General features: G+C 71.1%; 23 protein-coding genes. 11 read left to right on the top strand and 12 right to left on the bottom strand.

Annotation, left to right across the window (positions count from 1 at the left end; all coding sequences use genetic code 11):
- The first annotated feature begins 11 nt into the window (after window positions 1-11).
- The gene (locus tag OG798_RS44715; protein ID WP_121414185.1) at window positions 12-551 is read left to right on the top strand and encodes a DUF309 domain-containing protein; all 540 of its coding nucleotides are present in this window, start codon (window positions 12-14) and stop codon (window positions 549-551) included.
- 127 nt (window positions 552-678) lie between these two features.
- Window positions 679-1,449 (top strand): precorrin-6A synthase (deacetylating), encoded by a 771-nt coding sequence (cobF, locus tag OG798_RS44710; RefSeq protein ID WP_095851286.1) that lies wholly within the window; start codon window positions 679-681, stop codon window positions 1,447-1,449.
- Window positions 1,450-1,470: 21 nt separating this feature from the next.
- Here the strand turns inward: cobF and OG798_RS44705 are convergent, their stop codons facing one another.
- Together OG798_RS44705 and OG798_RS44700 are read right to left on the bottom strand one after the other, a co-directional pair.
- Window positions 1,471-2,217, bottom strand: coding sequence for a cobalt-precorrin-6A reductase (locus tag OG798_RS44705; protein WP_267063637.1), 747 nt, complete (start codon window positions 2,215-2,217; stop codon window positions 1,471-1,473).
- Window positions 2,218-2,238: 21 nt separating this feature from the next.
- Window positions 2,239-3,012 (bottom strand): sulfite exporter TauE/SafE family protein, encoded by a 774-nt coding sequence (locus OG798_RS44700; protein ID WP_097223887.1) that lies wholly within the window; start codon window positions 3,010-3,012, stop codon window positions 2,239-2,241.
- Window positions 3,013-3,186: 174 nt separating this feature from the next.
- On the opposite strand from OG798_RS44700, the gene OG798_RS44695 reads away from it, so the two are divergent.
- From OG798_RS44695 to OG798_RS44660, 8 genes are all read left to right on the top strand, one after another.
- Window positions 3,187-4,008 carry an SAM-dependent methyltransferase gene (locus tag OG798_RS44695; RefSeq protein WP_120986348.1) on the top strand — a complete coding sequence of 274 codons (822 nt, stop codon included), beginning with the start codon at window positions 3,187-3,189 and terminating at the stop codon, window positions 4,006-4,008.
- A gap of 249 nt (window positions 4,009-4,257) precedes the next feature.
- On the top strand, window positions 4,258-4,989 hold the full coding sequence (locus OG798_RS44690) for a hypothetical protein (RefSeq protein WP_267063636.1): 732 nt from the start codon (window positions 4,258-4,260) through the stop codon (window positions 4,987-4,989).
- A 108-nt stretch (window positions 4,990-5,097) separates the two neighbouring features.
- Window positions 5,098-6,231, top strand: coding sequence for an acyl-CoA dehydrogenase family protein (locus OG798_RS44685; RefSeq protein ID WP_095851291.1), 1,134 nt, complete (start codon window positions 5,098-5,100; stop codon window positions 6,229-6,231).
- Between the two features lie 205 nt (window positions 6,232-6,436).
- Window positions 6,437-7,591: an SDR family oxidoreductase gene (locus OG798_RS44680; protein WP_328758918.1), complete on the top strand. Its 1,155-nt coding sequence runs from the start codon at window positions 6,437-6,439 to the stop codon at window positions 7,589-7,591.
- Entirely contained in the window at window positions 7,588-8,907 is a 1,320-nt protein-coding gene (locus OG798_RS44675) for an aspartate aminotransferase family protein (protein ID WP_267063635.1), read from the top strand. The genes OG798_RS44680 and OG798_RS44675 overlap by 4 nt, the downstream gene beginning before the upstream one ends.
- A 50-nt stretch (window positions 8,908-8,957) precedes the next feature.
- Window positions 8,958-9,440 carry a type II toxin-antitoxin system RatA family toxin gene (locus OG798_RS44670; RefSeq protein WP_054232678.1) on the top strand — a complete coding sequence of 161 codons (483 nt, stop codon included), beginning with the start codon at window positions 8,958-8,960 and terminating at the stop codon, window positions 9,438-9,440.
- Entirely contained in the window at window positions 9,433-10,005 is a 573-nt protein-coding gene (locus OG798_RS44665; RefSeq protein WP_120986338.1) for a flavin reductase family protein, read from the top strand. Before OG798_RS44670 ends, OG798_RS44665 begins: the two co-directional genes overlap by 8 nt.
- 105 nt (window positions 10,006-10,110) lie before the next feature.
- Entirely contained in the window at window positions 10,111-10,980 is an 870-nt protein-coding gene (locus OG798_RS44660; protein ID WP_328758916.1) for an esterase/lipase family protein, read from the top strand.
- 116 nt (window positions 10,981-11,096) lie between these two features.
- Here OG798_RS44660 and OG798_RS44655 read toward each other — a convergent pair whose 3' ends face one another.
- The 9 genes from OG798_RS44655 to OG798_RS44615 form a co-directional block, all read right to left on the bottom strand.
- Window positions 11,097-11,702: a hypothetical protein gene (locus tag OG798_RS44655; RefSeq protein WP_328758915.1), complete on the bottom strand. Its 606-nt coding sequence runs from the start codon at window positions 11,700-11,702 to the stop codon at window positions 11,097-11,099.
- A gap of 19 nt (window positions 11,703-11,721) precedes the next feature.
- Entirely contained in the window at window positions 11,722-12,774 is a 1,053-nt protein-coding gene (locus OG798_RS44650) for a fatty acid desaturase family protein (RefSeq protein WP_267063632.1), read from the bottom strand.
- 63 nt (window positions 12,775-12,837) lie between these two features.
- On the bottom strand, window positions 12,838-13,797 hold the full coding sequence (locus tag OG798_RS44645) for a VlmB-like protein (protein ID WP_121414192.1): 960 nt from the start codon (window positions 13,795-13,797) through the stop codon (window positions 12,838-12,840).
- A 45-nt stretch (window positions 13,798-13,842) separates the two neighbouring features.
- A complete protein-coding gene (locus OG798_RS44640) occupies window positions 13,843-14,859 on the bottom strand; it encodes a DUF2156 domain-containing protein (RefSeq protein WP_323138774.1) in 1,017 nt (338 codons plus the stop codon).
- Window positions 14,856-15,323: a hypothetical protein gene (locus OG798_RS44635; protein ID WP_067362687.1), complete on the bottom strand. Its 468-nt coding sequence runs from the start codon at window positions 15,321-15,323 to the stop codon at window positions 14,856-14,858. Before OG798_RS44635 ends, OG798_RS44640 begins: the two co-directional genes overlap by 4 nt.
- A 2-nt stretch (window positions 15,324-15,325) precedes the next feature.
- Window positions 15,326-16,276 (bottom strand): SAM-dependent methyltransferase, encoded by a 951-nt coding sequence (locus tag OG798_RS44630; protein WP_267063631.1) that lies wholly within the window; start codon window positions 16,274-16,276, stop codon window positions 15,326-15,328.
- Between the two features lie 78 nt (window positions 16,277-16,354).
- A complete protein-coding gene (locus tag OG798_RS44625) occupies window positions 16,355-17,926 on the bottom strand; it encodes an ABC1 kinase family protein (RefSeq protein ID WP_267063630.1) in 1,572 nt (523 codons plus the stop codon).
- 133 nt (window positions 17,927-18,059) lie between these two features.
- Window positions 18,060-18,641, bottom strand: a complete 582-nt coding sequence (locus OG798_RS44620) for a hypothetical protein (RefSeq protein WP_267063629.1) — start codon at window positions 18,639-18,641, stop codon at window positions 18,060-18,062.
- 101 nt (window positions 18,642-18,742) lie between these two features.
- Window positions 18,743-19,219: an RNA polymerase sigma factor gene (locus OG798_RS44615; protein WP_382131433.1), complete on the bottom strand. Its 477-nt coding sequence runs from the start codon at window positions 19,217-19,219 to the stop codon at window positions 18,743-18,745.
- A 735-nt stretch (window positions 19,220-19,954) separates the two neighbouring features.
- Here OG798_RS44615 and OG798_RS44610 point away from each other — a divergent pair.
- On the top strand, window positions 19,955-20,221 hold the full coding sequence (locus OG798_RS44610; protein ID WP_095857593.1) for a metal-sensitive transcriptional regulator: 267 nt from the start codon (window positions 19,955-19,957) through the stop codon (window positions 20,219-20,221).
- Between the two features lie 141 nt (window positions 20,222-20,362).
- On the opposite strand, the gene OG798_RS44605 is transcribed toward OG798_RS44610, so the two are convergent.
- Window positions 20,363-22,759: a M4 family metallopeptidase gene (locus OG798_RS44605; protein ID WP_267063628.1), complete on the bottom strand. Its 2,397-nt coding sequence runs from the start codon at window positions 22,757-22,759 to the stop codon at window positions 20,363-20,365.
- Between the last annotated feature and the right edge of the window lie 482 nt (window positions 22,760-23,241).

Here is a 23,241-nt window from a genome sequence, read left to right as displayed (position 1 = left end):
ACAATCGGGGCATGAACGCAACATCCGGAGGTCGGCGGGGCGACGGGCGGGATCGGGACACGACGGGGCGGGCGCGGAACGCCCGGCCGCGGGACGGACTGGGACGGCCGCTGCCGTACGGCACCGACGGCGTCGAGCGGCAGCCGGAAGGAGTCGTCCGCAGCCCCGAGGAGACGGTCACCGAGGCGCAGGCGCTGCTGGACGCGGGGAAGCCGTTCCACGCGCACGAGGTCTTCGAGGACGCCTGGAAGTCGGGCCCCGAGGGTGAGCGCACACTCTGGCGGGGGCTGGCGCAGCTCGCGGTGGGGCTCACCCACGCGGCCCGTGGGAACACGACGGGCGGTGCCCGGCTGCTGCGGCGCGGGGCCGGGGCGGTCGAGGAGTGGGCGGCGGGGGCGGACGGCCGGGGCCACCCGCATGGGCTGGATCTCGCCGAACTCGCCTCCTGGGCACGCGAGCTGGCGACGGTTGTGGAACGCGAGGGCGCCGCGATCAGCGCGGTGACGTGGGCGCCCCGGCTGCGGGGGCGCCGGGACCGACGGGTGCGGTGACACCGGGACGGGTGAGCGCGGGGCCGCCGGTGCTGACAGGTGCGGCGGCGTCGATCGGCGCGCGGTGCGTGCGGCGTCACCCGGGTGCGGTGCGTGCGCTGTCAGTGGCGTGCGGCAGACTCGGGGTGTGCGAAAGATTCATGTCATCGGCATCGGCGCGGGCGACCCCGACCAGCTCACCTTGCAGGCGGTCAAGGCGCTGAGGAGCACGGACGTGTTCTTCATCCTGGACAAGGGCGAGGTGAAGTCGGACCTCGTCCAGCTGCGCCGTGACATCCTCGACGCGCACATACCTACGGGGTCCTACCGCCTGGTCGAGGCGCGCGACCCCGACCGCGACCGGGCCGCCGGGGGCGCCGCCTACTCCCCCGCCGTCGGGGACTGGCGCAGTGCCCGCGCCGACATCTACCAGCGGCTGATCACGCAGGAGCTGGGCGAGGACGAGAGCGGCGCGTTCCTGGTCTGGGGGGATCCCGCGCTGTACGACAGCACGCTCGGGATCCTGGAGGAGATCCTGGAGCGGGGCGCGGTGGCGTTCACGTACGAGGTCGTGCCCGGCATCAGCAGCGTCTCCGCGCTGGTCGCCCGCCATCGCACCGGGCTGAACCGGGTGGCCCGTCCCGTCCAGATCACCACGGGGCGGCGGCTCGCGGAGGGCTTCCCCGAGGGGGTCGACGACGTGGTCGTGATGCTCGACGCCCATCAGACCTTCCGGCAGTACGCCGACGAGGACATCGACATCTACTGGGGCGCCTACATCGGTACGCCCGACGAGATCCTGGCCTCCGGTCCGATCGCCGAGACGGCCCCGCGCATCGAGCGACTGCGGGCCGAGGCACGGGACCGCAAGGGCTGGATCATGGACACGTATCTGCTGCGCAGACATCCGCGCGGCTAGGCGAGCTGACCGGTCCCTCCGTCATCGAGGGCCGAGATCCAGCAGGGCCAGGGCCGACGGCACGTCCGGCGCGGTGGTCACGTCCGCCGGGAGCGGGGGGCGGCGTACGACGACCACGGGGAGGGCGAGGTCGCGTGCGGCGGTCAGTTTGGCGGCTGTCGCCTCTCCTCCGCTGTCCTTGGTCACCAGCACGTCGACCCGGTGTGCGCGCAGCAGGGCCTGCTCGTCGTCCGGTGTGAAGGGTCCCCGGGTGAGCAGCACTTCCATGTCCTGGGGCATCGGCGGCTCGGGGGGTTCCACCGTACGGACGAGGAAGTGGAGCTCGGAGAGGTGGGCGAAGGCCGCAAGGCCCAGGCGGCCCGTGGTGAGGAAGACACGGCGGCCCAGGGACGGCAGGAGCGCGGCGGCCTCGGGGAGGGAGCCGACCCAGTGCCAGCGGTCGTCGGGGCCGGGGGTCCAGCCGGGGCGGCGCAGCACCACGGCCGGGATTCCCGTGGCCGCGGCGGCGCGCGCCGCGTTCGCCGTGATCGCGGCGGCGAACGGGTGGGTGGCGTCGACCACGGCGTCCACCCGGTGCTCGCGCAGCCACCGCGCCAGCCCGTCCGCCCCGCCGAAGCCCCCGACGCGGACGTCACCGTCGAGCGCTCCCGGCCGGGAGACGCGTCCCGCCAGGGATGTCGTCACGCGGACACCGGGGCGCGCCGCCAGTTCGGTGGCGAGTCGGCGTGCCTCGGTGGTGCCGCCGAGGACCAGGACGTGGGGGGACATGGCGTCGAGCCTACGAGGTGGTCAGCGCAGCAGGAGCTGCACCCCGCCCACCACCGTCGCCGCGATGACCAGCCGCTCGAACAGGATCTGGTTGATGCGGTGCACGGCCCATTTCCCGAGGAACGCCCCCGGTACGACGAAGATCGCGAGTGCCGCGTCCAGGAGCAGCGAATGCCAGTCGATGAGACCGAGGCCCACGCTGAAGGGCACCTTGGAGACGTTCACGATCAGGAAGAAGAAGGCCGAGGTCCCCAGGAAGCCGAGTTTGCGGAAGCCGGCCGACAGGAGGTACATCGACATCACCGGGCCGCCCGCGTTGGCGACCATCGTGGTGAAGCCGCCGAGGACGCCGTACGAGCGGGCCTTGACCCGGCCGGCCCGGGTCGAGACCGAGTCGGGTTCCTCGTCCTGGGCGGCGGCCCGGCGGCGCCACATCGTCACCGCCGCCATCAGCAGCAGGATCGCGCCGATGGAAGTCCGTACCATCCCGTCGTCGGCCCACACCAGGAACAGCGTGCCGAACACGACGCCCGCGGCGACCGCCGGGAACAGCCGCCACAGCGTGGGCCAGTGGGCGTGCCGCCGGTAGGTGAGCACGGCGAGCACGTCCCCGACGATGAGGAGGGGCAGGAGCACGCCGGTCGAGGCGCGGGCGGGCAGTACGGCGGCGAAAATCGCCAGGCTGACCGTGTTGGCCCCGCTCACGGCGGTCTTCGAGAAGCCGACGAGCAGGGCCGCGGCGGCGAGCGCGGCGAACTCCCAGATGGATATGTGCCAGAGCGTCATCGTGTTCATGCGGAAACCGATGCTAGGCGCACGCATGTCCCGGCGTAAGGACCGTCTCGCCAGGTGACCCCTGCGGCGGCGGTGGACCCGTGGGTCGGGGCCTCGGAGAATGCCCCCCGCCCGGTCCAACTCCCGTGGCAGACTGCTCGAACATCAACACGAGCGTGAGCAGAGGAGTGCCGCATGACCGCGACCGGGCCTTCCGCCCAGCGGATCGACACCAGCAGGCCGCACCCGGCGCGGATGTACGACTGGTTCCTCGGCGGCAAGGACAACTACCCGGTCGACGAGGAGCTCGGGCGGCGGATCATGTCCACGGACCCGAGCGCCCCCCGCTCGGCCCGCAGCAACCGCTGGTTCATGCAGCGCGCCACCCGCTGGCTGGTCCGGGAGACCGGCATCCGCCAGTTCCTCGACATCGGCACCGGCATCCCCACGGAGCCGAACCTCCACCAGATCGCCCAGGCCGTCGTCCCGGACGCGCGGGTCGTCTACGTGGACAACGACCCGATCGTCCTCGCCCACACCGAGGCCCTGTTGCGCGGCACCCCCGAGGGTGTGACGGAGTACATCCAGGCCGACGCGCGGGAACCGGGGAAGATACTCGAACAGGCCGCCCAGGTTCTCGACTTCGACCGGCCCGTCGCGCTGTCGCTGATCGCGCTGATGCACTTCATCGCCGAGGAGGACGGTGCGTACGACCTGGTGGACACCCTGGTCGACGCGCTGGCGCCGGGCAGCTGTCTGGTCCTGTCCGCGCTGACCGGCGACTACGACCCCGTGACGGTCGCGACCGGGATCGCGGCGTACGCGGCGGGCGGCGTGACCCTCGTGGCCCGCTCGCACACCGAGGTCAGCCGCTTCTTCCGGGGACTCGACCTCGTCGACCCCGGGGTGGTGTCGCTGTCGAAGTGGCATCCCGAGCTCGCGCTGGACGAGGACGAGATCGGCGACGCGCCCGTCCCGCTGTACGGCGCGGTCGGTTTCAAGTCCCCCCGTTCCTGAGGCACTCGGCCATCGCGCCCACGTCCCGGCCCGCCACACGGGTGGGCCGACCCGCTCGGCGGGGGCCAGGATCAAGTCCGGGTTCTCGCCGACGAGTTGAGGCCTGAAGAATCCCGCGGTGCAGCCAGCGCCCACGACCACCCCACCCACCGCCCCACCCGGTAGACCGCCGATGACCTTGAGCTTGTACCGTGCGGGCGGTGGCGACCGGGGATAAGCGGGAGGCGGGCTGTGGGAGCGGATCACCGTGTGGGGGATGTCCTGTTGGTCTCGTGCCCGTACACCGACGCACGGGTCGCCCGTCTCACCCGGCAGGAAGTGGTCGTCGAGTGGCCGTGGTGGGAGGTGGACCCGGAGTGCGACTGGATCGAGTGGAACGGCCAGGTGGCCCTGGCCGGCGATCCGGCCTCGTACGACTGGGACTTGGAGCTGTTCCGCACCGAGCCGCCGCCCCGGCACCTCGAGGTCGGCGCGGTGTGCAAGGTCGGCATCCCTCCCACGGTGGTGCATGTGATGAGCGTCGAGCGGATGGATCCACCGCTGGAGACAGGACGTCTTCCTCGTCCGGGAACGCAGGTGATGGTGCTGCGCACGGGGCAGTCGCACGATCCCGACCTGGAGTGGCAGGGTTACGAAATCGCCCCCGACGACGGGATCCCGATCGCCCTCGACCTGCTGTTTCGCCCGTACGCCTGCCTCGTGGCGGGTGACGAGGTCGCGGACGCCGTGGGGCGTGCCTGGCGGTTCGACGCGCCGTGGGACTGGCATCCGTTCGACGGTCAGGAGCCCTCCGAACCCGCCTGGCCGCTCAGTCTCCTGACCCGCGACGGCCGCCCCGACGACGCTGCGGCGACCGTCGTGGCGCGGGCGACGCGCAGCGGTTCGCACGAGCAGGAGCTCGCCCGCTGGGTGGAACTGACCCAGGCCAGACCCACCCGCCTCGTCGTCGTACGGGACTCGGCCCGGCAGCCGAATCGCTGACCGTCGAACGTTCCAACATCCTTTTTGCCCCGAGGGGTTCCGCCGGTTCGCGCGTAAACAGAAACGACGCTGCCGGCGACACCTGAGGATCAAGGAGCAGGGGACGACATGAGATTCCTGGAGCGTGAGCGCGCGGCCCTCGCCACACTGCTGCCCGGCCTCGACGAGAGTCTGAGGGCCGTACCGCTGATGACGCTGGAGGGTCCGAAGAGCCCCGGCATCGGGTTGTTCCGGGAGGCGGGCGGGCCGGGTCTGCTGGCCCCGACCGCCCTCCAGGGCCGGGGCGCCACCGCGCTGGAGACCCTGCGGGTACAGCGCGCGCTCGGCAGTCGTTCGCCCTCGCTCGCGGTGGCGACGACGATGCACCACTTCTCGATGGCCACGCTGGTCGGGCTGAGCGACTCCGGCGAGGGGCTGGAGTGGATGCTCGTCCAGGGCGTCGCGTCCGAGAACCAGCTGATGGCGTCCGGCTTCGCCGAAGGACGCAGCGGCACCGGCATCCTGTCGCCCTCCATGTCCGCCACAGTGACGCCCGAAGGGGTGCGGATCACCGGCGTGAAACGGCCGTGCAGCCTCGCCCGTTCCATGGATCTGCTCACCGCCAGCGTGATGGTGCCGTGCGAGGAGGGCGAAGGAGACGAACTGGCCGTGGCGCTGGTTCCCGCCGCGAGCGAGGGGCTGAGCGTCAGCGGCTTCTGGTCGAGCACCTTCCTGGCGGGCGCCGAGAGCGACCAGGTGACGCTGGACAACGTCCTGGTCCCGCCGGAGCTCCTGGTGCGCACGGCCTCGCCGGCCGGGGCCCGCCTCGATGCGGTGCAGACCGCCGGCCTGGTCTGGTTCGAGCTGCTGATGACCGGCAGCTACCTCGGCTCCGCGAGCGCCCTCGTCGAACGGGTGCTGCTCAACGACCGGGTGCCCGACGCCGAACGGGTCCGGCTGCTGGTGGAGATCGAGGGCGCGACGGCGGCCGTCGAGGGCCTCGCCCGCCGGGTGGACGCGGACGCGCCCGACGAGTCCGCGCTCGCCGACTCGCTCTACGCGCGCTACACCGTGCAGGACGCCCTCGCCCGGATCGTGCCCCGGTCCGTCGAACTGCTCGGCGGGCTCAACTTCATGACCTCGGACGAGGTCGGGTACCTCGCCGCCTGCGCCAACGGCCTCGCCCTGCACCCGCCGTCGCGCTCACGGATGACCGGCCCGCTGTCCGCGTACCTCGCCGACGAGCCGCTGACCATCGCGTAACCCCGGCGCGCCCGAGCGCCCCGAAGGGGGCGCGAGGAACGGCGCGACCAGTCACAGACAACCCGCGGTCGCCGCCGAACAACGAGAACCGAGCTCATAGGCGCTCCGCGCGCGCACAACCCCAGCACCCGAACACCCACCCGCCCGGACACCCGCCCGCCCGCCCGGCAGGACCTACGCTCACTCGACCGAGGGGATCACCGCCATGCCTCTGTCCCGGCCCCGGCCCAGCGCTCCGACCAGCCCGCAACCGTCCGCGAAACGCCCCACGATTCTGCTCACCGGCGGCGCCGGGGTACTCGGCAGAGCCCTGATCGAGGAGCTGTCGCCGGATTTCGGAATCGTCTGCCTGCGCCATCGCACGCCGGTGAACGACCACCGGGTCCGTGAGGTCCGCGCCGATCTGCTGCAACCCGGACTCGGCCTGGCCCAGGCGGACTTCACCCAGCTCATCGCCGAAGTGGACCTGGTGGTGCACTCCGCCGCCGCCACCAACTGGAAGGCGGAGCCGGACCAGATCCGGCGGGCCAACCTCGACGGCACCATCGCGATGCTCGACCTCGCCACCCGTGCCGAGGCTCCGTTCTTCCACATGAGCACCGCCTTCGTCGCCAACCCGCTGGCGCCGGAGGAGCAGGAGCGCTTCCCGGGTGCCGCCGGGTACCTCGCCTCCAAGACGGCGGCCGAACAGGTCGTGCGCGACGCCCCGGTGCCGGGCGTGATCATGCGCCCGTCGGTGGTGATGGGTGATTCCGTCACCGGTCGGATCGCCGGGATGCAGGGGCTGACGCGGGCACTGGGCGCCATCGTGAAGGGGCAGGTGCCGGTGCTGCCGGGAGCGCCGGACGCACGGATCGACATGGTGCCCCAGGACATCGTCGCGCGCGCGGTGGGTGACCTGGTGAGGGCGGGTGTCACGGGCGGCGAGTACTGGCTGACGGCCGGCACCGAGGCGCTGCTCCAGCGCGAAGTGGTGGACACCTGCCTGGAGTTCGCCGACCAGTGGGGACCGAGGCCGCATCCGCCTCGGCTCATCCCGCTGGAGTCGGTGCACCGGCTGCTGCTGCCGCTGATCGAGGGCCCCACGTTCCCGGAGTCGCTGCGCCGCCGCTTCCAGACGTACGCGGAACTGCTGCTGGTCTTCCAGCGGGCCCTCCCCTTCGAATCGTCGCTGGGGTCGCCGCACTGCGGCACGGCCCTCTCGAAGGACGACCTCCGGCGGGCGCTCGTCCGCAACCTGGCCGCCTGGTCCACCGGGCGCGGCGGCATGCGCGCCCGCCTGCGTCCGGGGCCCGCGCAGGACACGGGAGCTAGGTCCCAGCCCTCGCAGGCCACCCACACCCAGGAACTGGCCTCATGACCGCGGCCCCCGCCCCCGTCGAGACGCCGGACATCGGAACCGTGACACCGGTCGCCGACCTCGCCACGGACCGTGCGCACATCGCCCGGCTCTACCGCGAGCACCTCTCCTCCGGCCGGTCCGTCCTCGGCACGGTGCTCGGCGGCATGCTGGAGACGGCGTCCGACGGCGCGTGGGTGTTCACCGAGGACGGCCGCCGCTACCTCGACTTCGGCGGTTACGGGGTCTTCATCCTCGGTCACCGGCATCCCCACGTGACCGCGGCCGTGCACCGCCAGGTGGACACCCACCCGCTGGCCGGGCGGGTCTTCCTGGAGCCCGTCGCGGCCCTCGCCGCCGAGGCACTGACCGCACGGACCCCACCGGGCCTCGACCACGTCCACTTCGTGAACTCCGGCGCGGAGGCCACCGAGGCCGGTCTGAAACTGGCCCGGGCGCACGGCCACACCGCCCTCGTCTCCACCATCGGCGGTTACCACGGAAAGACCCTGGGCGCGCTGACCGCCACCGCCAACCCGAAGTACCAGCAGCCCTTCCAGCCGCTGCTGCCGGACAGCACGGCGGTCCCGTACGCGGACACGGCCGCGCTGGAAGCCACGCTCGCCGAACTCGGCCGCCGGGCCTGCGTGATCGTCGAGCCGGTGCAGGGCGAGGGCGGCGTACGCATTCCACCGCCGGGCTATCTGGCGGAGGTGAGCCGGCTGTGCCGGACGTACGGGGCCTTCCTGATCGTCGACGAGATCCAGACGGGCCTGGGCCGACTGGGTTCGTGGTGGGGCATGGACGCCGACGCCGAGAGCGGCCTGCCCCCACAGCCCGAGGTACTGCTCGTCGGCAAGGGACTCAGCGGCGGTGTCGTGCCCGTCGCGGCGATGGTCGCGACCGCGGCGGCCTACGGGCCGTTCTCCCGCGACCCCTATCTGCACACCTCCACCTTCGCGGCCTCCCCGATCGCCTGCGCCGCCGCGCTCGCCGCGGTCGAGGCCCTGGACCGGGAGGGCGTCGTCCCGCGTGCCAAGGCACTGGGCGAGCGGCTGCTCGCGGGCGTCCGGTCCGTCTGCGCCCCGTACACCGGCGGCCTGGTGCGCGAGGTCCGCGGGCGAGGGCTGCTGATCGGCCTGGAGTTCACCGAGGAGCAGGCCGTGGGTGAACTGATCCTCGAGCTGGTCGGGCGCGGCGTCCTCGTGAACCACTCCCTCAACGCCACCCGGGTGCTGCGGCTGACACCGCCCGCGATCGTCGGCGAGGAGGAGGTACGGCTGTTCCTCACCGCCCTGGCCGAGGCGCTGCGCGTCGTCGCGACCCATATCGGCTGACCCGTCCGCCACCGCCGACCCGTCCCTACCGTGGAAAGGCAACACCTCCCATGCGTCACGTGACCGTACGGCTGACCGCCCACGACGTCGACCCCGAGACCGCCTACCAGCGGATCCGTGATTTCCGCCGGTATCCCGAAGTCACCGAGACCGTCCGCGAGGTCGTGGTCCATCCACCCCATGACGACGGCACGGTGGTGTCGGACTGGACCGTGCGCTTCAGGAACGGTCTGATGCGCTGGTCGGAACGGGACGCGTTCTTCCCGAAGACGCGGACCATCGGTTTCACCCAGCTCACGGGTGACTTCGAGCTGTTCGAGGGCACCTGGCGGTGCGCGTCCGGCGAGGACGGCACGGCGGTGACCTTCGACGCCGTCTTCGACCTGGGGATCCCCACGCTGGCGGAACTCCTCGACCCCGTCGCCGACTCGACGCTGCGCAGCAATATCGAGCGCATCCTGCGCGGGCTGCTCGGCAGGGTCACGCCCGCCCCGGCCCAACTCGCCGACAGCGTCGCCCCCGCGCATGGCTGACCTCACCCTCGTGCCCCGCCGGCCCCGTCCCGACGGCCCGTCCGCCGCGGGCTGGGACCCCCTGCGGGACGAGCCCGGCCCCGACACGGTCCGCTGTCTCGGTCTCTACGCCAAGCTGACGGCCGGCGTCACGGTCGTCACGGCGCTGGACGGGGCGGGCCCGACCGGGATGACGGTCTCCGCGCTGACCTCCCTGTCGGCGCGGCCGCCGCTGATCCTTGCGTGTCTGCGCGGCAGTTCCCGCACGCTCACTGCCCTGCGTGAGCAAGGCGCCTTCGCCGTGAGCCTGTTGACAGACCATCAGAGAGCGGTCGCGGAGCTCTTCGCCGACTCCTCCGTGCCGCCCGCCAGGCGGTTCGAGGGCGGCCCGGTACGCCGGGTGCTCGGCCTGCCGGTCCTCGCCGACGCGCTCGCGTGGTCGGTGTGCCTGGTCGAGGACGTACGACCGTACGGGGACCACCACGCCGTCGTCGGACGGGTGCTGGCGGTGGAGGTGAACGGCGGACGGCCGCTGCTCTGGCACGACCGGGCGTTCCACGCGCTGCCCGCGGCGACCACCGACTGAGCCCACCAGAAGTCAGGACGGAGGCCCGGCCGGGGATTCGCACCGGCCGGGCCTCCCTCGTATCCACGACCACTGCGCACACACAACCGAGGCCAAGGAGGCCCCATGTCCCTGCCCCGCATTCCCGGCGTGAACTCCGAGAGCGCCGCGACCGAACTGCTCAGGACGCCCGAGCGGCTGGCCGGCAACGCCCAGTCCACCGCGCACCGGCTGGTCGCCGGGCTCGACGGCGACCCCGAGACGGACGACTGGGGCCTGCCCCCGACGCCGGAGCGTCCTCACCCGGTCGTCCTCGTGCACGGCACGCTCGGCGACCGGGAGTCCGTCTGGCGGAAGCTGGCGCCCGCGCTCAGGACGGCAGGGCACCGCATCTTCCGCCTCAACTACGGGGAACTGCCCACGCTCCCCCGCCTGTACGGTCTCGGCGACATGCGGAAGTCCTCCCAGGAGCTCGCGAACTTCGTGGACCGGGTGCTGGTGGACACCAAGGCGTCGAAGGCGGACCTCGTGGGCCACTCGCAGGGCGGGATGCTCCCGCACTACTACCTCAAGTACCTCGGCGGGACCGGGAAGGTGCGCCGTGTCGTCGGGATCGCGCCCAGCAACCACGGGGTCGAGGTGGCCGGCCTGACGAAGCTGGTCCGCCAAGTCCCGGGCGTACAGGCGGTCGTGGAGGACCAGGTGCTCTTCCGGATCAGTCCGGCCTTCACCCAGCTGCTGCACGACTCGGAGTTCGTGGGAGAGCTGGTGGCTCCGGGCGACACGGTGGACGGGGTCGACTACACCGTCATCTGGTCGACCCGGGACGAGCTGGTCCAGCCTCCGGAGGCCCAGCAGCTGAAGCCCACCCGGCCGGAACACCCGGTCACCAACACCTGCCTTCAGCTCCTCGCCCCGAAGAACCGGACCACCCACCTGGCCATGCCGTACGACCCGATCGTGGTGCGCGAGACGCTCAAGGCGCTGGCCGACTGAGTCCCGTACGACGACGAAGCACCCCTACGACGACGGACCATACGGCGAGGGAAGGGACGAAAGGGAGGGGGTGGTGCGGGCCCGTCGGCCCGCACCACCCCCTCCGCGTGGTCGGCTCAGAACGCCGTGCAGCGGCCCTTCTCACCGGGCCAGAAGCAGACCTGGCCGATGACGTCGAAGCCCGCGACCCCGTCCGGGGTGATCTTGTCGAACCGGGGGGTGGGGATCTGCAGCCCGTTGATCCCGTCGCCGGCGAGCGGGCCGCTCGTCACGGTGCGGTCCGGCACGGGGCTGCCCTGCTTGAGGTCTCCCTTGAAGTAGAGACTGCCGACCTCACCCGTGTTCCAGGTGCCCACGCCGTTGCCCTCCACGGAGAAGGTCGGCGGGAACACACCGAATCTTCCGGTGCCCTCGACACCGAAGACGATGTCGGTCAGCTCCGGCGCCGCGCCGCTGGGCGAGCGGCAGTCCAGGTAACCGATGTGCCCGGTCACCTCGGCCTCCTTGACCCGCACACTGAGCGGCGGGCTGAAGTTCACCTCGGCTGCGAGGCGGCACACGAGGTCGGGGACCGGTGCGGCCCGTACCGCGGCCGCTTCTTCGGCCTGGGCCGCGGGGGCGGCCAGGGCGGTGCCCGCGAGGAGGGCGGCGGCCAGCACCGACCTCCTGCCGAGGCGGGACAGCGGGGGCATCTTCGCTTTCGCCTTCACCGAGAACGTCACTGCGTCTGGTTCCTTTCCTTCACGCCGTGGTCGTGGTGCCACGGAGAACCTCGCTCGCGGAGCCGAGATGCTCGGCGAGGTCGCGGTACGACTCCAGGACGCCCGTCTCGACGTACGGGATATCCCGCTCGACGCAGAACTGCTTGACGAGCGGATAGGCGCGGCGCAGCGCCGCCCTGGGCATGCCGGGGAAGAGGTGATGCTCGATCTGGTAGTTGAGGCCGCCGAAGAAGAAGTCGCCGATGTAGCCGGTGGGCAGGGTGCGCGCGGTGAGGACCTGGCGCTCCAGCCAGCTCCACTCCTTGCCCACGCGGGTCGGCAGGCCCTTGTGATTGATGGCGAAACCGAGGCCGAGCAGATACCCGAGGAGGACCTGGTGGACGGCGAGGAAGAGCAGGACGGACGGCCAGGGCAGGAGCACGAAGAGCGCACCGAAGAACAGCACCGCGTGCAGCACCATCAGGCCGCCCTCCAAGAGGGGCTTGCGCAGTGCCCGGCGGCGCAGGGCGATGACGCCGGCGACACGCAGCACCAGGGCTTCGAGGCCCAGCAGTGGGAAGAACAGATAGCGCTGGTTGGCCGCGAGGAAGCGGGCGAATCCCTTGCGGTCCTGGGCCTGTTCGGGCGCGAAGATGGCCACGCGCCGCAGGATGTCGGGGTCGAGCTCCAGGTGGTTGGGGTGGTTGTGGTGCCGGTTGTGATGTTGCACCCACCAGCCGAAGCAGACCCCGAGCATCAGGTTCCCGTGGACCAGGCCGAGGGCCTGGATGAACCTGCGGGACCGGGTGATCTGACGGTGTCCCGCGTCGTGCACGAGGAAGGCGAGCTGTTCGTGCCAGACGGCGAGCCAGACCGCGGCCAGGACCACCTTCCACCAGGTGCCGCCGGAGAAGGCCAGCGCGGCCCAGCCGAGGGCGTTCATCAACCAGACCACCGCGATCCCGGTCACGTACTGGCCCGTGCGGGGCCGCATGAGCCCGGCGGCCTGGACGCGCCGGGTCAGTTCGCGGAAGTCCTCGTCCTGTGCGGCCGGTTCATACGGTGAGGAGTTGACTGCCGGGCTGTCGGTCATCGGTGTGCCACCGACCCTTCCGTTGTGGGACGCCCGCGACGCGGGCGGGTGTGCATGGCCTGTTCACGGGGTCAGACCCATGTCGGTGAGGCGCGCTTCCTGGGTGACGCGCGACCATTCCGCGGCGGCGAGCATCCGTTCCTCGGCGGTGGTGTCGACCAGGCGGCGGCCCGGCCACAGCTCGTAGTCGCCGGCGAGGTCGCGGTGCTGGTCCAGTCCCTGCTGATAGAGCTGTTCGCGGCGGAAGGTCATCTGCTGCACCGGGAGTTCCGACCACAACCGCATCCCGCGCGCGACGAGTTCACCGATCCGCTCCAGGTCCTCCGGGTGTTGCCGGACATGGCGGCGGACGATCGTGGTGCCCACGGACAGATGCCGGATCTCGTCGATGCCGGCGGCGCGTTCGATCTCGGCGGCGGGCGCGTCGAAGGGCCGCCATTTGCGCTCGCTCAGCTCGGCGGTGGGCGCGAGGACCCCCTCCACCAGGACGGTGAGGGTGATCACGCCACCGATGTAGTCGCGTTCCTTCTCCATGACGGCGAGCCCGAACTCCTCCAGGGGGTTCAGGACGGCGTCCCGGTCGACCCCGGCGAGCGACTCCATGGTGGCCGCCAACTCGCCCTGCGGTACGCCCAGTTCGAGCAGGTGGCCGCGGAAGGCGTAGGCGTGGCGGGCCTCGTCCATCAGCTGGGAGGTGTAGAAGTCCATCCCGGAGAGGTCGGGGGCGTACGCGACGAGGAAGGAGATGGCGCGGGCCGCCTTCTCCTCCGCCATCGAGCGGAAGGCGAGCTCCTGCATGACGGCCTGGCGCAGCGGCCCGTCCACCATCATGTGGTCCGGCACCGGCACGTCCGGGGAGCGACCCAGGGGATCGCCGCCGAGGGTGCCTTCCGGTACGGCCCGGAACCAGTAGCCGAGGTCGCAGCCCTCCGGTGTCAGTTCGGTGCGCAGCGCGCCTTCCAGGAGACCCGGGGCGCGGTGCCGGTCGGCCTCCACCGGGAACTTCTCGATGGATGTGGTCATTTCAGCCTTTCTGAGTCATGCGGACGGCCGGGACCCTGGAGCGGGTCAGACCGACTTGGTGAGGCGCATCAGCTGCCAGACGGCGCCGGGGCTCACCCGGCCCTGGAAGGCCAGGTACTCCGGTTCGATCAGCTGTGGGCGCCATTTGAGCTTGAAGGACTCCTGGGCGGCCGCCGGATAGATGGCGCGCCCCTTGGCCGCCAGCACCTCCACGCAGCGGTGCAGGAAGGCGCTGGTCGGGCCGGGCCCGGCCGTGTCCGGGCCGAGCTGGACGAACGGGGTGAAGCCGAGGTGCAGCCAGCCGCAGCCCTCGTCCTGGAACTGGCGCAGGGCGGTGGCGAACAGCAGCTCCACCGTGCCGGGCGGTGCGTCCGGGAGCCGCCGTGTGAGGTCGTACAGCCAGCCGGCGTGTTCGCCGAAGACCGGTGAGTACGACACGTAGCCGACCGTCCGTCCCTCGTGGACGGCGGTGAACAGGCGCCGGTGCGGTGCGCCGGGGCCGCCGCGTTCGCCGATCAGGAACTCGAGTTCCTTGACGCGTCGGCCCTTGGCGCGCAGCCAGGCGGCGTCCACGGCGTCGAGGGCCGTGGTGACCTTCGCGCCGTCCCGCTCCTCGGCGGGCACCTCGGCGACCGAAACCCCTTCTCTGCGGGCCCGGTTGACCATGTTGCGCACCTTGACCATGCGCTGTCCGCCGAGGCTGTATCCGTCGAGCGCGATGCTGAAGGAGGCGCCGAACTGGTTGACGACGAAGCCGTGTCCGGCGTGCAGTTCGGCCTGCGGGCGAGAGAGTTGGACGGCGGCGACCCGGCGTCGCTCACTGCCGGCCCGTGCGAGCAGCGCGCTCAGCAGGCTCGGCCGGTCCTCCACCGCGCACACGGGTCCGCCCAGTTGGAACAGGTGTCGTCGGCCGGCCTCCCGGTACGGGACGAAGCCGTCGACACCGTCCGTGTGGAAGCGGCGGTTCCCGCTGTTCATCGCGAGGAAGGCGCTGCTGTGGCTGCCGTACCGGCGCAGCATCTCGTACGCCTCCGTGTCGGCCGGCGCCTGTGCGGCGCTCACCGCACCGCCGCCTGGTGCCAGGGGACGGTGGCGAAGTCCCGCAGCGGGCCCTGGACTGCGGGGTGCGGAACCGGCTCGAAGGACACGGTGAACGACTTGGCGAAGTTGCCGAACAGCGCCCGGTCCCCGAAGAGATGGATGGGCAGGACCAGCAGCGCCCACTCCCAGCCGTACGCCAGGACCCAGGCGCCGAGGACCGCGCCCTGCACGCTCAGGCTGTGCATGGTGTTGTAGAGCACGTAGTAGACGCGGGAGACCTGCTGGTCGGGACTGCGGTGGTAGGCGAGCGCGCCCGGCAGATAGCCGATGACGTCGACGTAGACGAACAGGACGACGGCGACCCACCAGCGCACCTCGGCCAGATGCGCGAGGAAGAATCCCGCGGCCACCAGGAGCCCGAGCAGGTATTCCAGGCGCAGCAGCCGGTAGGTGGTGGGGGTCTGGCAGAGATTGTGCCCGTCCACGGTCACCGCCCGCCGACCGGGCTCGTCCCGTCGTCCCGGCTCGTCCCGTCGTCCGGGCTCGTCCCGCCCGCCGAGGTCGCCCCGCCCTCCGGAATCGTCGCGGTGACCAGGATCATGCTGTCCTTCTCGACCCCCGAGAACGCGGCCAGATGCGGGGCGAACCGCTCGACGGCGTACGGCAGGGCCAGCAGGTCCGCGACGCGCGCCTGCCAGCCGTAGCCGCCCCACCAGCGCTCCGCGTCCGCGAGGTGCCACACCCACGGTGTCCCCGAGCCGGACAGGGCCTCCAGCCAGGGCTTCACGAAGGGCGAGTCGGCGGTGTCGGCGTTGAGGCACTCGGCGCCGAGGCTGCTGCCGGGTGCGGAGAGCGCGCTCACCGTGCCGATCAGACGCTCCACCGCCTCCGGTGCCAGGTAGAAGAGCAGCCCCTCGCACAGCCAGGCGGTGGGCCGGCCGGGGTCGAACCCGGCGGCGAGCAGCGCGCCGCGCCAGTCGCCGAGCAGGTCGGCGGCGACCGTGGTGCGCCGGGCGGTGTCCGGCGTACGTCCGTCGACGACCCGTGACTTGAAGGTGTGTACGGCCGGCAGGTCGACCTCGAAGAAATGGGTTCCGGCGGGCCAGTCGAGCCGGAAGGCACGGGTGTCGAGTCCCGCTCCCAGCAGGACGACCTGTGCGCGTCCCTCCCGGGTCGTGGCGAGCAGGTGGTCGTCGAAGAAGCGGGTGCGGACGGCCAGCCAGTCGGGCAGCACCTTCTGCAGGACGCCGGCTCCCGGCGGGGCGCCGGCCGCCCCGGCGGCGTTCAGGAACTCGCCCGCGAGCCGGTCGTCGAAGAGGGCGTCCGCCCGCGCGGATTCATGGGCCCGCATGCGGACGGTCCACAGGGCCGTCTCCGAGACCCCGTCCAGGGCGCCGGGAGCCGCCTCGCGCTGAGCGTCGTGTTGCTGCATGGGCATGGGTGATTCCTTTGTGCGTGCGGTTGACATGGGCTGTGGATGGGGCGGTTGTCGAGGGTGGATCGGATGGTGGGTGGTTCAGCGGGGCGTGCGGCGGCGGTCGAGGAACAGGGCCGCGGCGCCCAGCGCCATGAGCCCGCGGGAGGGTGACCAGGGCCGCTGTCCGCCCATCGACGAGGGCGTGTGCGGCTCGTGGAGCTGGAGCGCGAACTGACGGTTGGCCGCGTCGGAGAGCAGCCCGCGCCACTGTTCGGGGGCGGACGCGGCGGCCGAGAGGAGGTCCATCGTGTTGCGGGCGACCTGGTCCACGGAGAAGTACTCGCGGATCAGGGCCAGGATGATCCCGCGCGCCTCCGCCTTGAAGACCTCCGCGAGGGCGATGTCCGGCGCGAGACAGCGCACCGAACCCTCCAGGTTCGCGAAGGACTTGCCGAGCAGGGAGATGGCGGGCGCCGAGCCGATGCCCCGCCGCGTCGCCTTCTCCAGGACGGTGGTCAGGGACACCCCGAAGTTGATGTCCTCCAGGGAGGCGGTGGCGACCTTGGGGACCAGCGCGGCCATGTCGGCGGCGAACGCGGGCAGGTTCGACCAGGCGGTGACCCGGCCCATGTCGGCCCACGCGTGGGCGAGACCGTGGCCGTCGTTCTGCGCGATGGCCATGAGCAGGGGCAGCAGCTGGAGGCTGGTGCGCCGGTCGAGGCGGCCGACCATGCCCCAGTCGATGAGGGTGGCCGGGCCGCCGGGCAGTGCGAAGACGTTGCCCGCATGCGGGTCGGCGTGGAACATCCGGTCGACGAAGTACCCGCGGTACATGAAGCGCAGCAGGTCCTTGCCGATGTCCGTGCGCTCCCGGTCGCTGAACGAGCGGCGGTCGAGATGGCGTACGGAGGTGCCGGGTGCCAGTGACTGGATCAGCACTTTGGTGGTGGCGTGGACGACCCGGGGCACGGAGAGCGACGGATAGCGGCGGATGTTCTCGCGGGCCTCGTCCATGTTGCGGGCCTCGCCGGTGAAGTCCAGCTCGGGTTCCATCGCGTCGAAGATGGAGCCGAGCATCGCCTCGACGTCGATGACCTCGTTGAAGCGGGGTGCGGTACGGGCGACGATCCGGGACGCCTTGCGCATCAGGGCCATGTCCGCGCGGACGGTGTCCCGGATCCCGGGCCGCTGGATCTTCACCACGGCGGGCCGGCCGCCGGGCAGGGTCACCCGGTAGACCTGGGCCAGCGAGGCCGCCCCGAGCGGGCGGACCGTCTCGATGTCGTCGAAGCGGCGCTTCCAGTCCAGTCCCAGCTCCTCCTGGAGCACGGGCTCGAAGAGGGCGAAGGGCTGGACGTCGACCTGGTCGTGGAGGTTCTGCAGTTCGCCGATCATGGAGGCAGGCACCATGTCGGGCCGGGTGGAGAGGATCTGGCCGAGCTTCACATAGAACGGGCCGAGGCTCTCCAGGGCGTGCCGCACCGCCTTCGCACGGCGTGCCCCGTCCGCGGAGGCGGTCCCGTCCCCGGCGGAGGCCTCGCCTTCCGCCGGGGAGTTCGAGTCCTGCCGGGACCGCCGGCGCTCCCGCGTCACCTGGCCGACCTCGTCGGCGACGAGGCTTCCCAGCACCTTCACAACCAGCCGGAGCCGATTGCCGAGCATGGCACCCATGTGTCACAACCTCCTGTGCCTGACGAGTTCCGTCGGTCATCCGTGCGATCGCCCACGCACGTGGGTCGTGCGGCGCGATCACTCACCCGAGGTGAGGCGGTACGCGCCCGGTGAGCCCCGGATCAGCGGCGGATCAGCCGCTCTTCCTCGCCGCCGGTGCCCGCCCGGCGCCCGCCATGGCGCCGGCCACCCCCTGGACGCCCTCCAGCACGTTCACCAGGGAGGCGACGAGCTCGGAGAGCTGGGCGATCTGCCGGGGCAGCGCGGCCAGGCCCTCCGCCATGTCGGTCGCGCCCGAGACGGCCGAGGCCGCCCCGCCCGCGACCTGTCCGAGCGCGCCCAGCGGATTGGCACCGCTGAGGGCGCCGAGCGGGTTCGCGCCGCCGCCCGTCAGGGCAGCGAGCGGGTTGGGGGCCGCGCCGGCGAGAGCGGCGAGCGGGTTGGCGGCGCCGAGGCCGGCCGCGGCGTTGGCCGCGTTGGCGAGAGCGGCCACGGGGTTGGCCACGCCGCCGAGGGCGGACAGCGCGCTGACCGTCCGCAGCACATCTCCGGGGAGCCCGTTCAACGCCTGATACGGATTCCCCGGGGTGAGCCAGTCCGCGGAATGCGAATCATCACCTTTCCGGTCGAGGATTTCGTCGAATGCCTTCTTGGTGCTGTCGGCGATATCGCCGATGAAATCCTTGATGGTGTCCTGGGTGTTATTCTTGCTCACGGTCACTACCCTTTCCATTTCATCCGCACTCCCGGAATTCGGGAGCCGTTTTCTTCCCCGCTCCCGGCCTGCACCGGACGCGGAAGGAAGGCGGAAATCCGTTATGCCGCGGCGCCGTCGAGGGCCCTGGCGCAGACCAGCCGCAGCCGAGCCCGCCCCCGGGTGAACGCGCCTTCGGCCGCCTTGACCGAGATCTGGTGCATGCGGGCGAATTCCAGCGTGGAGATCCCATGGGCGCGGGCGAGGACCACCTGTCGCTCCCGGCCCCGCAGCAGGTGCACCTGGCCGAGCAGCCAGCGTCCGAAGTCCTGGTCGCACACGCCTTCGTCCGGCAGCTCGGGTCCGCCCACGTCCGCCGCGCGGCGCAACAGTCGCCGTCTTCGCTCCAGTTCGCGGTAGTGGTCCACACAAAGACGCAGGGCGACCGAGGTCAGAAAGGGACCGATCCGGTCCTGGTCGAGATTGCCGTGGGCCGCCGCTCTGAGCATCGCTTCCTGAACGCAGTCCTCCGCGTCCTGGGCATTCGGCAGCCGGCGGCGGACCAGCCTCATCAGTCGCTCCCGGTGGCTGGCGATCACGCCCCAGGAGAACTCGCGCCGCACCTCTTCCTGGGATTCGCGGCTCGCTCGATCAATCCCTTGATCGGCGATTCCGCGCTCATCTAAGTGGTCTAGCAATTCCCTGTGACTCATGACCCCGAGCTTGATTCCCTGGTGCGAATCAGAATATTCGCACGGCCTATCCCCACCCGTCGCGAAGGTTCTTTTCCGAGTCAACACACCAACAAACCAGAGGGAATACGGACCACTCATCCGCATGGAAAACGGAGGACCGCGTTCCGGCGTACCCCATACCGTGCTACACATTTCATGCATGCACCTGCGGCCCCTCATGTCTGCGGAAACGTCACGCCATGAGCGGGGCCGCACCAAAAGGGGGCCGAAATCACATCCGCCTCAGCGGCGCGGGGGTCGATCGCGCCAAATTCCTCGACCGCGGACGGGCACCCGGAGGCCGACCTCGGACCACGGTGAGGGCCCAGGCACGGGCCGGGCCGCCGCAAGGGGCCACCGCCATCCCGAAAGTCGTCGCGGCCGTCTGGCTCGTTCTCGCCACCGGGCTCGGCACCCTCGCCCCCTCGGCGGCGTCCCCCCGGCGGTCACCCGGGCGCACCAGCCGGTTGACGATCCCGCGATAAAGAAGGTCATCGGACCGGGCGGACCGACCGGTGGAGGCGATCGGACGGCCGCCCCGTTGATACCCCAGGGGGTAAACTCAACAGCACCACCCCGAGGAGGACCCACCCCATGGCCATGTCCGTCGACGAGGAAGCCAGTACCGCGATCCTCAACCGCCTGCGCCGCGCCCAGGGGCAGCTCGCCGGCGTCATCGCCATGATCGAGGCCGGCCGCGACTGCAAGGACGTGGTCACCCAACTCGCCGCCGTTTCCCGCGCCCTCGACCGCGCCGGATTCAAGATCGTCGCCAGCGGGATGCGCCAGTGCATGGCCGCGGCCGACGACGAGACGCCCCCGATGTCCGAGGCCGAACTCGAGAAGCTCTTCCTCGCCCTCGCCTGAGCCGGCACGGGAACGACGACTTCACGGGAACGACGGACATCACGGGAACGACGACACACCGACGCGACGTGGGCCACCCTGGCGGGTGACCCACGTCGCGGCTGTTGCCGGGGAGGCGTCAGACGGTGTCGATCGGATCGATCAGCTGGTCGTGACGGCGGTGTCGTCGACGACGAAGCTGGTCTGGAGCGAGGAGTCCTCGACCCCGCTGAACTTCAGGGCGACGGTGGTACCGGCGAACGAGGACAGGTCGAAGGTCTTCTGGGCGTACCCCGTGGCCTTGTTGAGGTTGGAGTACGTCGCCAGCGTGGTGGTGCCCGCGGTGACCGTCAGCTTGTCGTAGGCGGTGCTGGTGGTCGTCTCGGCGCTGTCGATGTGCAGGTAGAAGGTGAAGCTGGCCTTGCAGCCGGACGGGATCGTCACCGACTGGGAGAGCGTGTCGGTGTGCGTCGAGCCGTAGCCGTCCAGCCAGGCCTTGTACGAACCGGCGTGCGCCGCCTGGCTGCTGGAGTTGGTGATGACACCGCTGGTCGCGGTCCAGGTGGTGTTGCCCGACTCGAAGCCCGGGTTGCCGAGCAGCTGGGTCGAGGTGCAGGTGCCGCCGCCTCCGGAGGAGCTGACGGTCCAGGTGAAGGACGCCGTTCCGGTGGCTCCGGTGCTGTCCGTGACGGTGACCGTACTGCTGTACGTCCCGGCGGTGGTCGGCGTCCCGGTGATCGCTCCGGTGGAGCTGTTGATCGACAGGCCGGTGGGCAGCCCGGTCGCGGCGTAGCTCAGCGTGCCGGTGTTGGTGCTGCTGGCGGAGATCTGCAGGCTCACCGCGGTGCCGACGGTGGAGGACTGGCTGCCCGGGTTGGTGACGGTCACCCCGCTCGACGGCGGCGTGACATGGCTGCCGACGTTGATGCCCGCGAAGGCGTTCGCCACCCCCGCGTACTGGGTGGAGCTCGCGCCGTACAGGGCGGTGGCCGCGTTCAGGGCGGCGGTGCGGGCGCCCGCGTAGTTGGTGCTGGACGTCATGTACGTCGTCAGCGCCTTGTACCAGATCTGCAGGGCGGCGGCCCGGCCGATGCCGGCGACAGCGACCCCGTCGGAGGTCGTGCTGTTGTACGTGACGCCGTTGATGACCTTGGTGCCGCTGCCCTCGGAGAGCAGGTAGAACATGTGGTTCGCCGGGCCCGAGGAGTAGTGGACGTCCAGGTTGCCGACGCCGGAGTACCAACTGTCCGCGGAGCCGCCGTCCTTGCTCGGCTTGTCCATGTAACGCAGCGGCGTGCCGTCGCCGTTGATGTCGATCTTCTCGCCGATGAGGTAGTCGCCGACGTCGCTGGAGTTGCCCGCGTAGAACTCCACGCCGGTGCCGAAGATGTCGGAGGTCGCCTCGTTGAGGCCGCCGGACTCACCGGTGTAGTCCAGGCCCGCGGTGTTGGAGGTGACGCCGTGGCTCATCTCGTGCCCGGCCACGTCGAGCGAGGTGAGCGCGTGGGTGCCGCCCGAACCGTCGCCGTAGGTCATGCAGAAGCAGCTGTCGTCCCAGAAGGCGTTGACGTACGCCGAGCTGTAGTGGACGCGCGAGTAGGCGGCGACCCCGTCGTTCTTGATGCCGCTGCGGCCGAAGGTGTTCTTGTAGAAGTCCCAGGTCTCCTGGGCCCCGTAGGCGGCGTCCGCGCCGGCGGTCTGGGTGTTCGAGCCGGCTCCGGTGCCCCACGTGTCGTCGGAGTCGGTCATCAACGTGCCCGTGCCCGACGTGCCGTTGTTGAGGCTGTACGTCTTGTGGCCGCCGCGCGTGGTGTCGTACAGCTGGTACGTCGAACCGGACAGCGTGGTGTTCAGCGTGACCGTGCCGCTGTACTGGGTGTTGCCCGTGCCGGTCTTGATGCCCTGGTAGCGGTAGAGCTCCTGGCCGCTGGTGGCGTCGGTGATGACGTGCAGCTGGCTCGGGGTGCCGTCGTCCTGGAGGCCGCCGATCACGGTCTCCCAGGCAAGCTTCGGGGTGCCGCTGCCGGCCCAGATCACCTTGCGGGCGCTGTCCGTGGTGGGCTTCTCGGCGGCCAGGGACTTGGCGGCCTTCAGCGCCTTGCTCGCGGCGGCGGACTTGGTGAAGGTCGCGGTGGTGGAGGCGACCTTGATGGTCCGCTTGTTGTTGAAGGTGCTGCTCACCGTGCCGGCGGCGAGAGAGGCCGGCGGGGTGTGGACGATCACGTCGCCGCCCAGCACCGGCAGGCCCGCGTAGGTGCGCTCGTAGCGGGTGTGGAGCGTGCCGTCCTGGTCCTTGACGACGTCCTTGACGACCAGCTTCTCCTTGGCCCCGAGGCCCAGGGTGCCGGCGGTCGCCGTGGTCTTCTGTGCCGCGCTCTTCAGCAGTGCCGAGTGCTGGGCAGGGGTGAGCTTGGCCTCCAGGCCTCCGGTGCGCAGCGGACTGGGGTGGGGGGCGGCAGGCTTGGCGGCCGCGGGGACCGTCTGTATGCCGACGGCCAGGAACGCGGCGGTGGCTGCCAGCGCTCCGGCCGCGACCGCCTGACGGGGGATTCGTCTCACTCGTACTCCTACTGCTGCGGCCGCGCGTCGACGACCGGTGACAGACCCGGGCAGACGGGATGTGCTGACCGGGACGAGCTGAGCAGTGCGGGGCCCCTGCGCGGACCGTGTGAGGCCTGTCCGGCAGGTGAGGAAGAAGAATGGCAGCTTGACCCAGACATGTCATGCAGGTCGGGGGCAAACGAGGGTTAACCCTCGACGACGTTCACGTGGGGCGCACGGACGAGGTCCACCCGGGGCGCACGGAAGACCGCCTTCACTCGGATGGCGGCGCCCGGCGAAGTCGCGGCCGCCTCGGGCACGTCCACCTCAGCGGCCGCGACTTCGCCGGTGGCACGGCGACGGAGTACGCGAACGCGGAATGGGGATAAGCCCGGAGAGCACGGCATCGCGCCGGACCGTGCCCCAGGGTCGGCATCCCTCCTTGGTAGTACGACCGGGTCGCGCGTCTGCTCCCCAGGGAGAGGTGCGGGTGACCCGTG

Source organism: Streptomyces sp. NBC_00271, from assembly GCF_036178845.1.
GTDB lineage: Bacteria > Actinomycetota > Actinomycetes > Streptomycetales > Streptomycetaceae > Streptomyces.
Note: the sequence above shows the minus strand (reverse complement) of the source record. Positions and strands in the feature narration are given on the sequence as shown.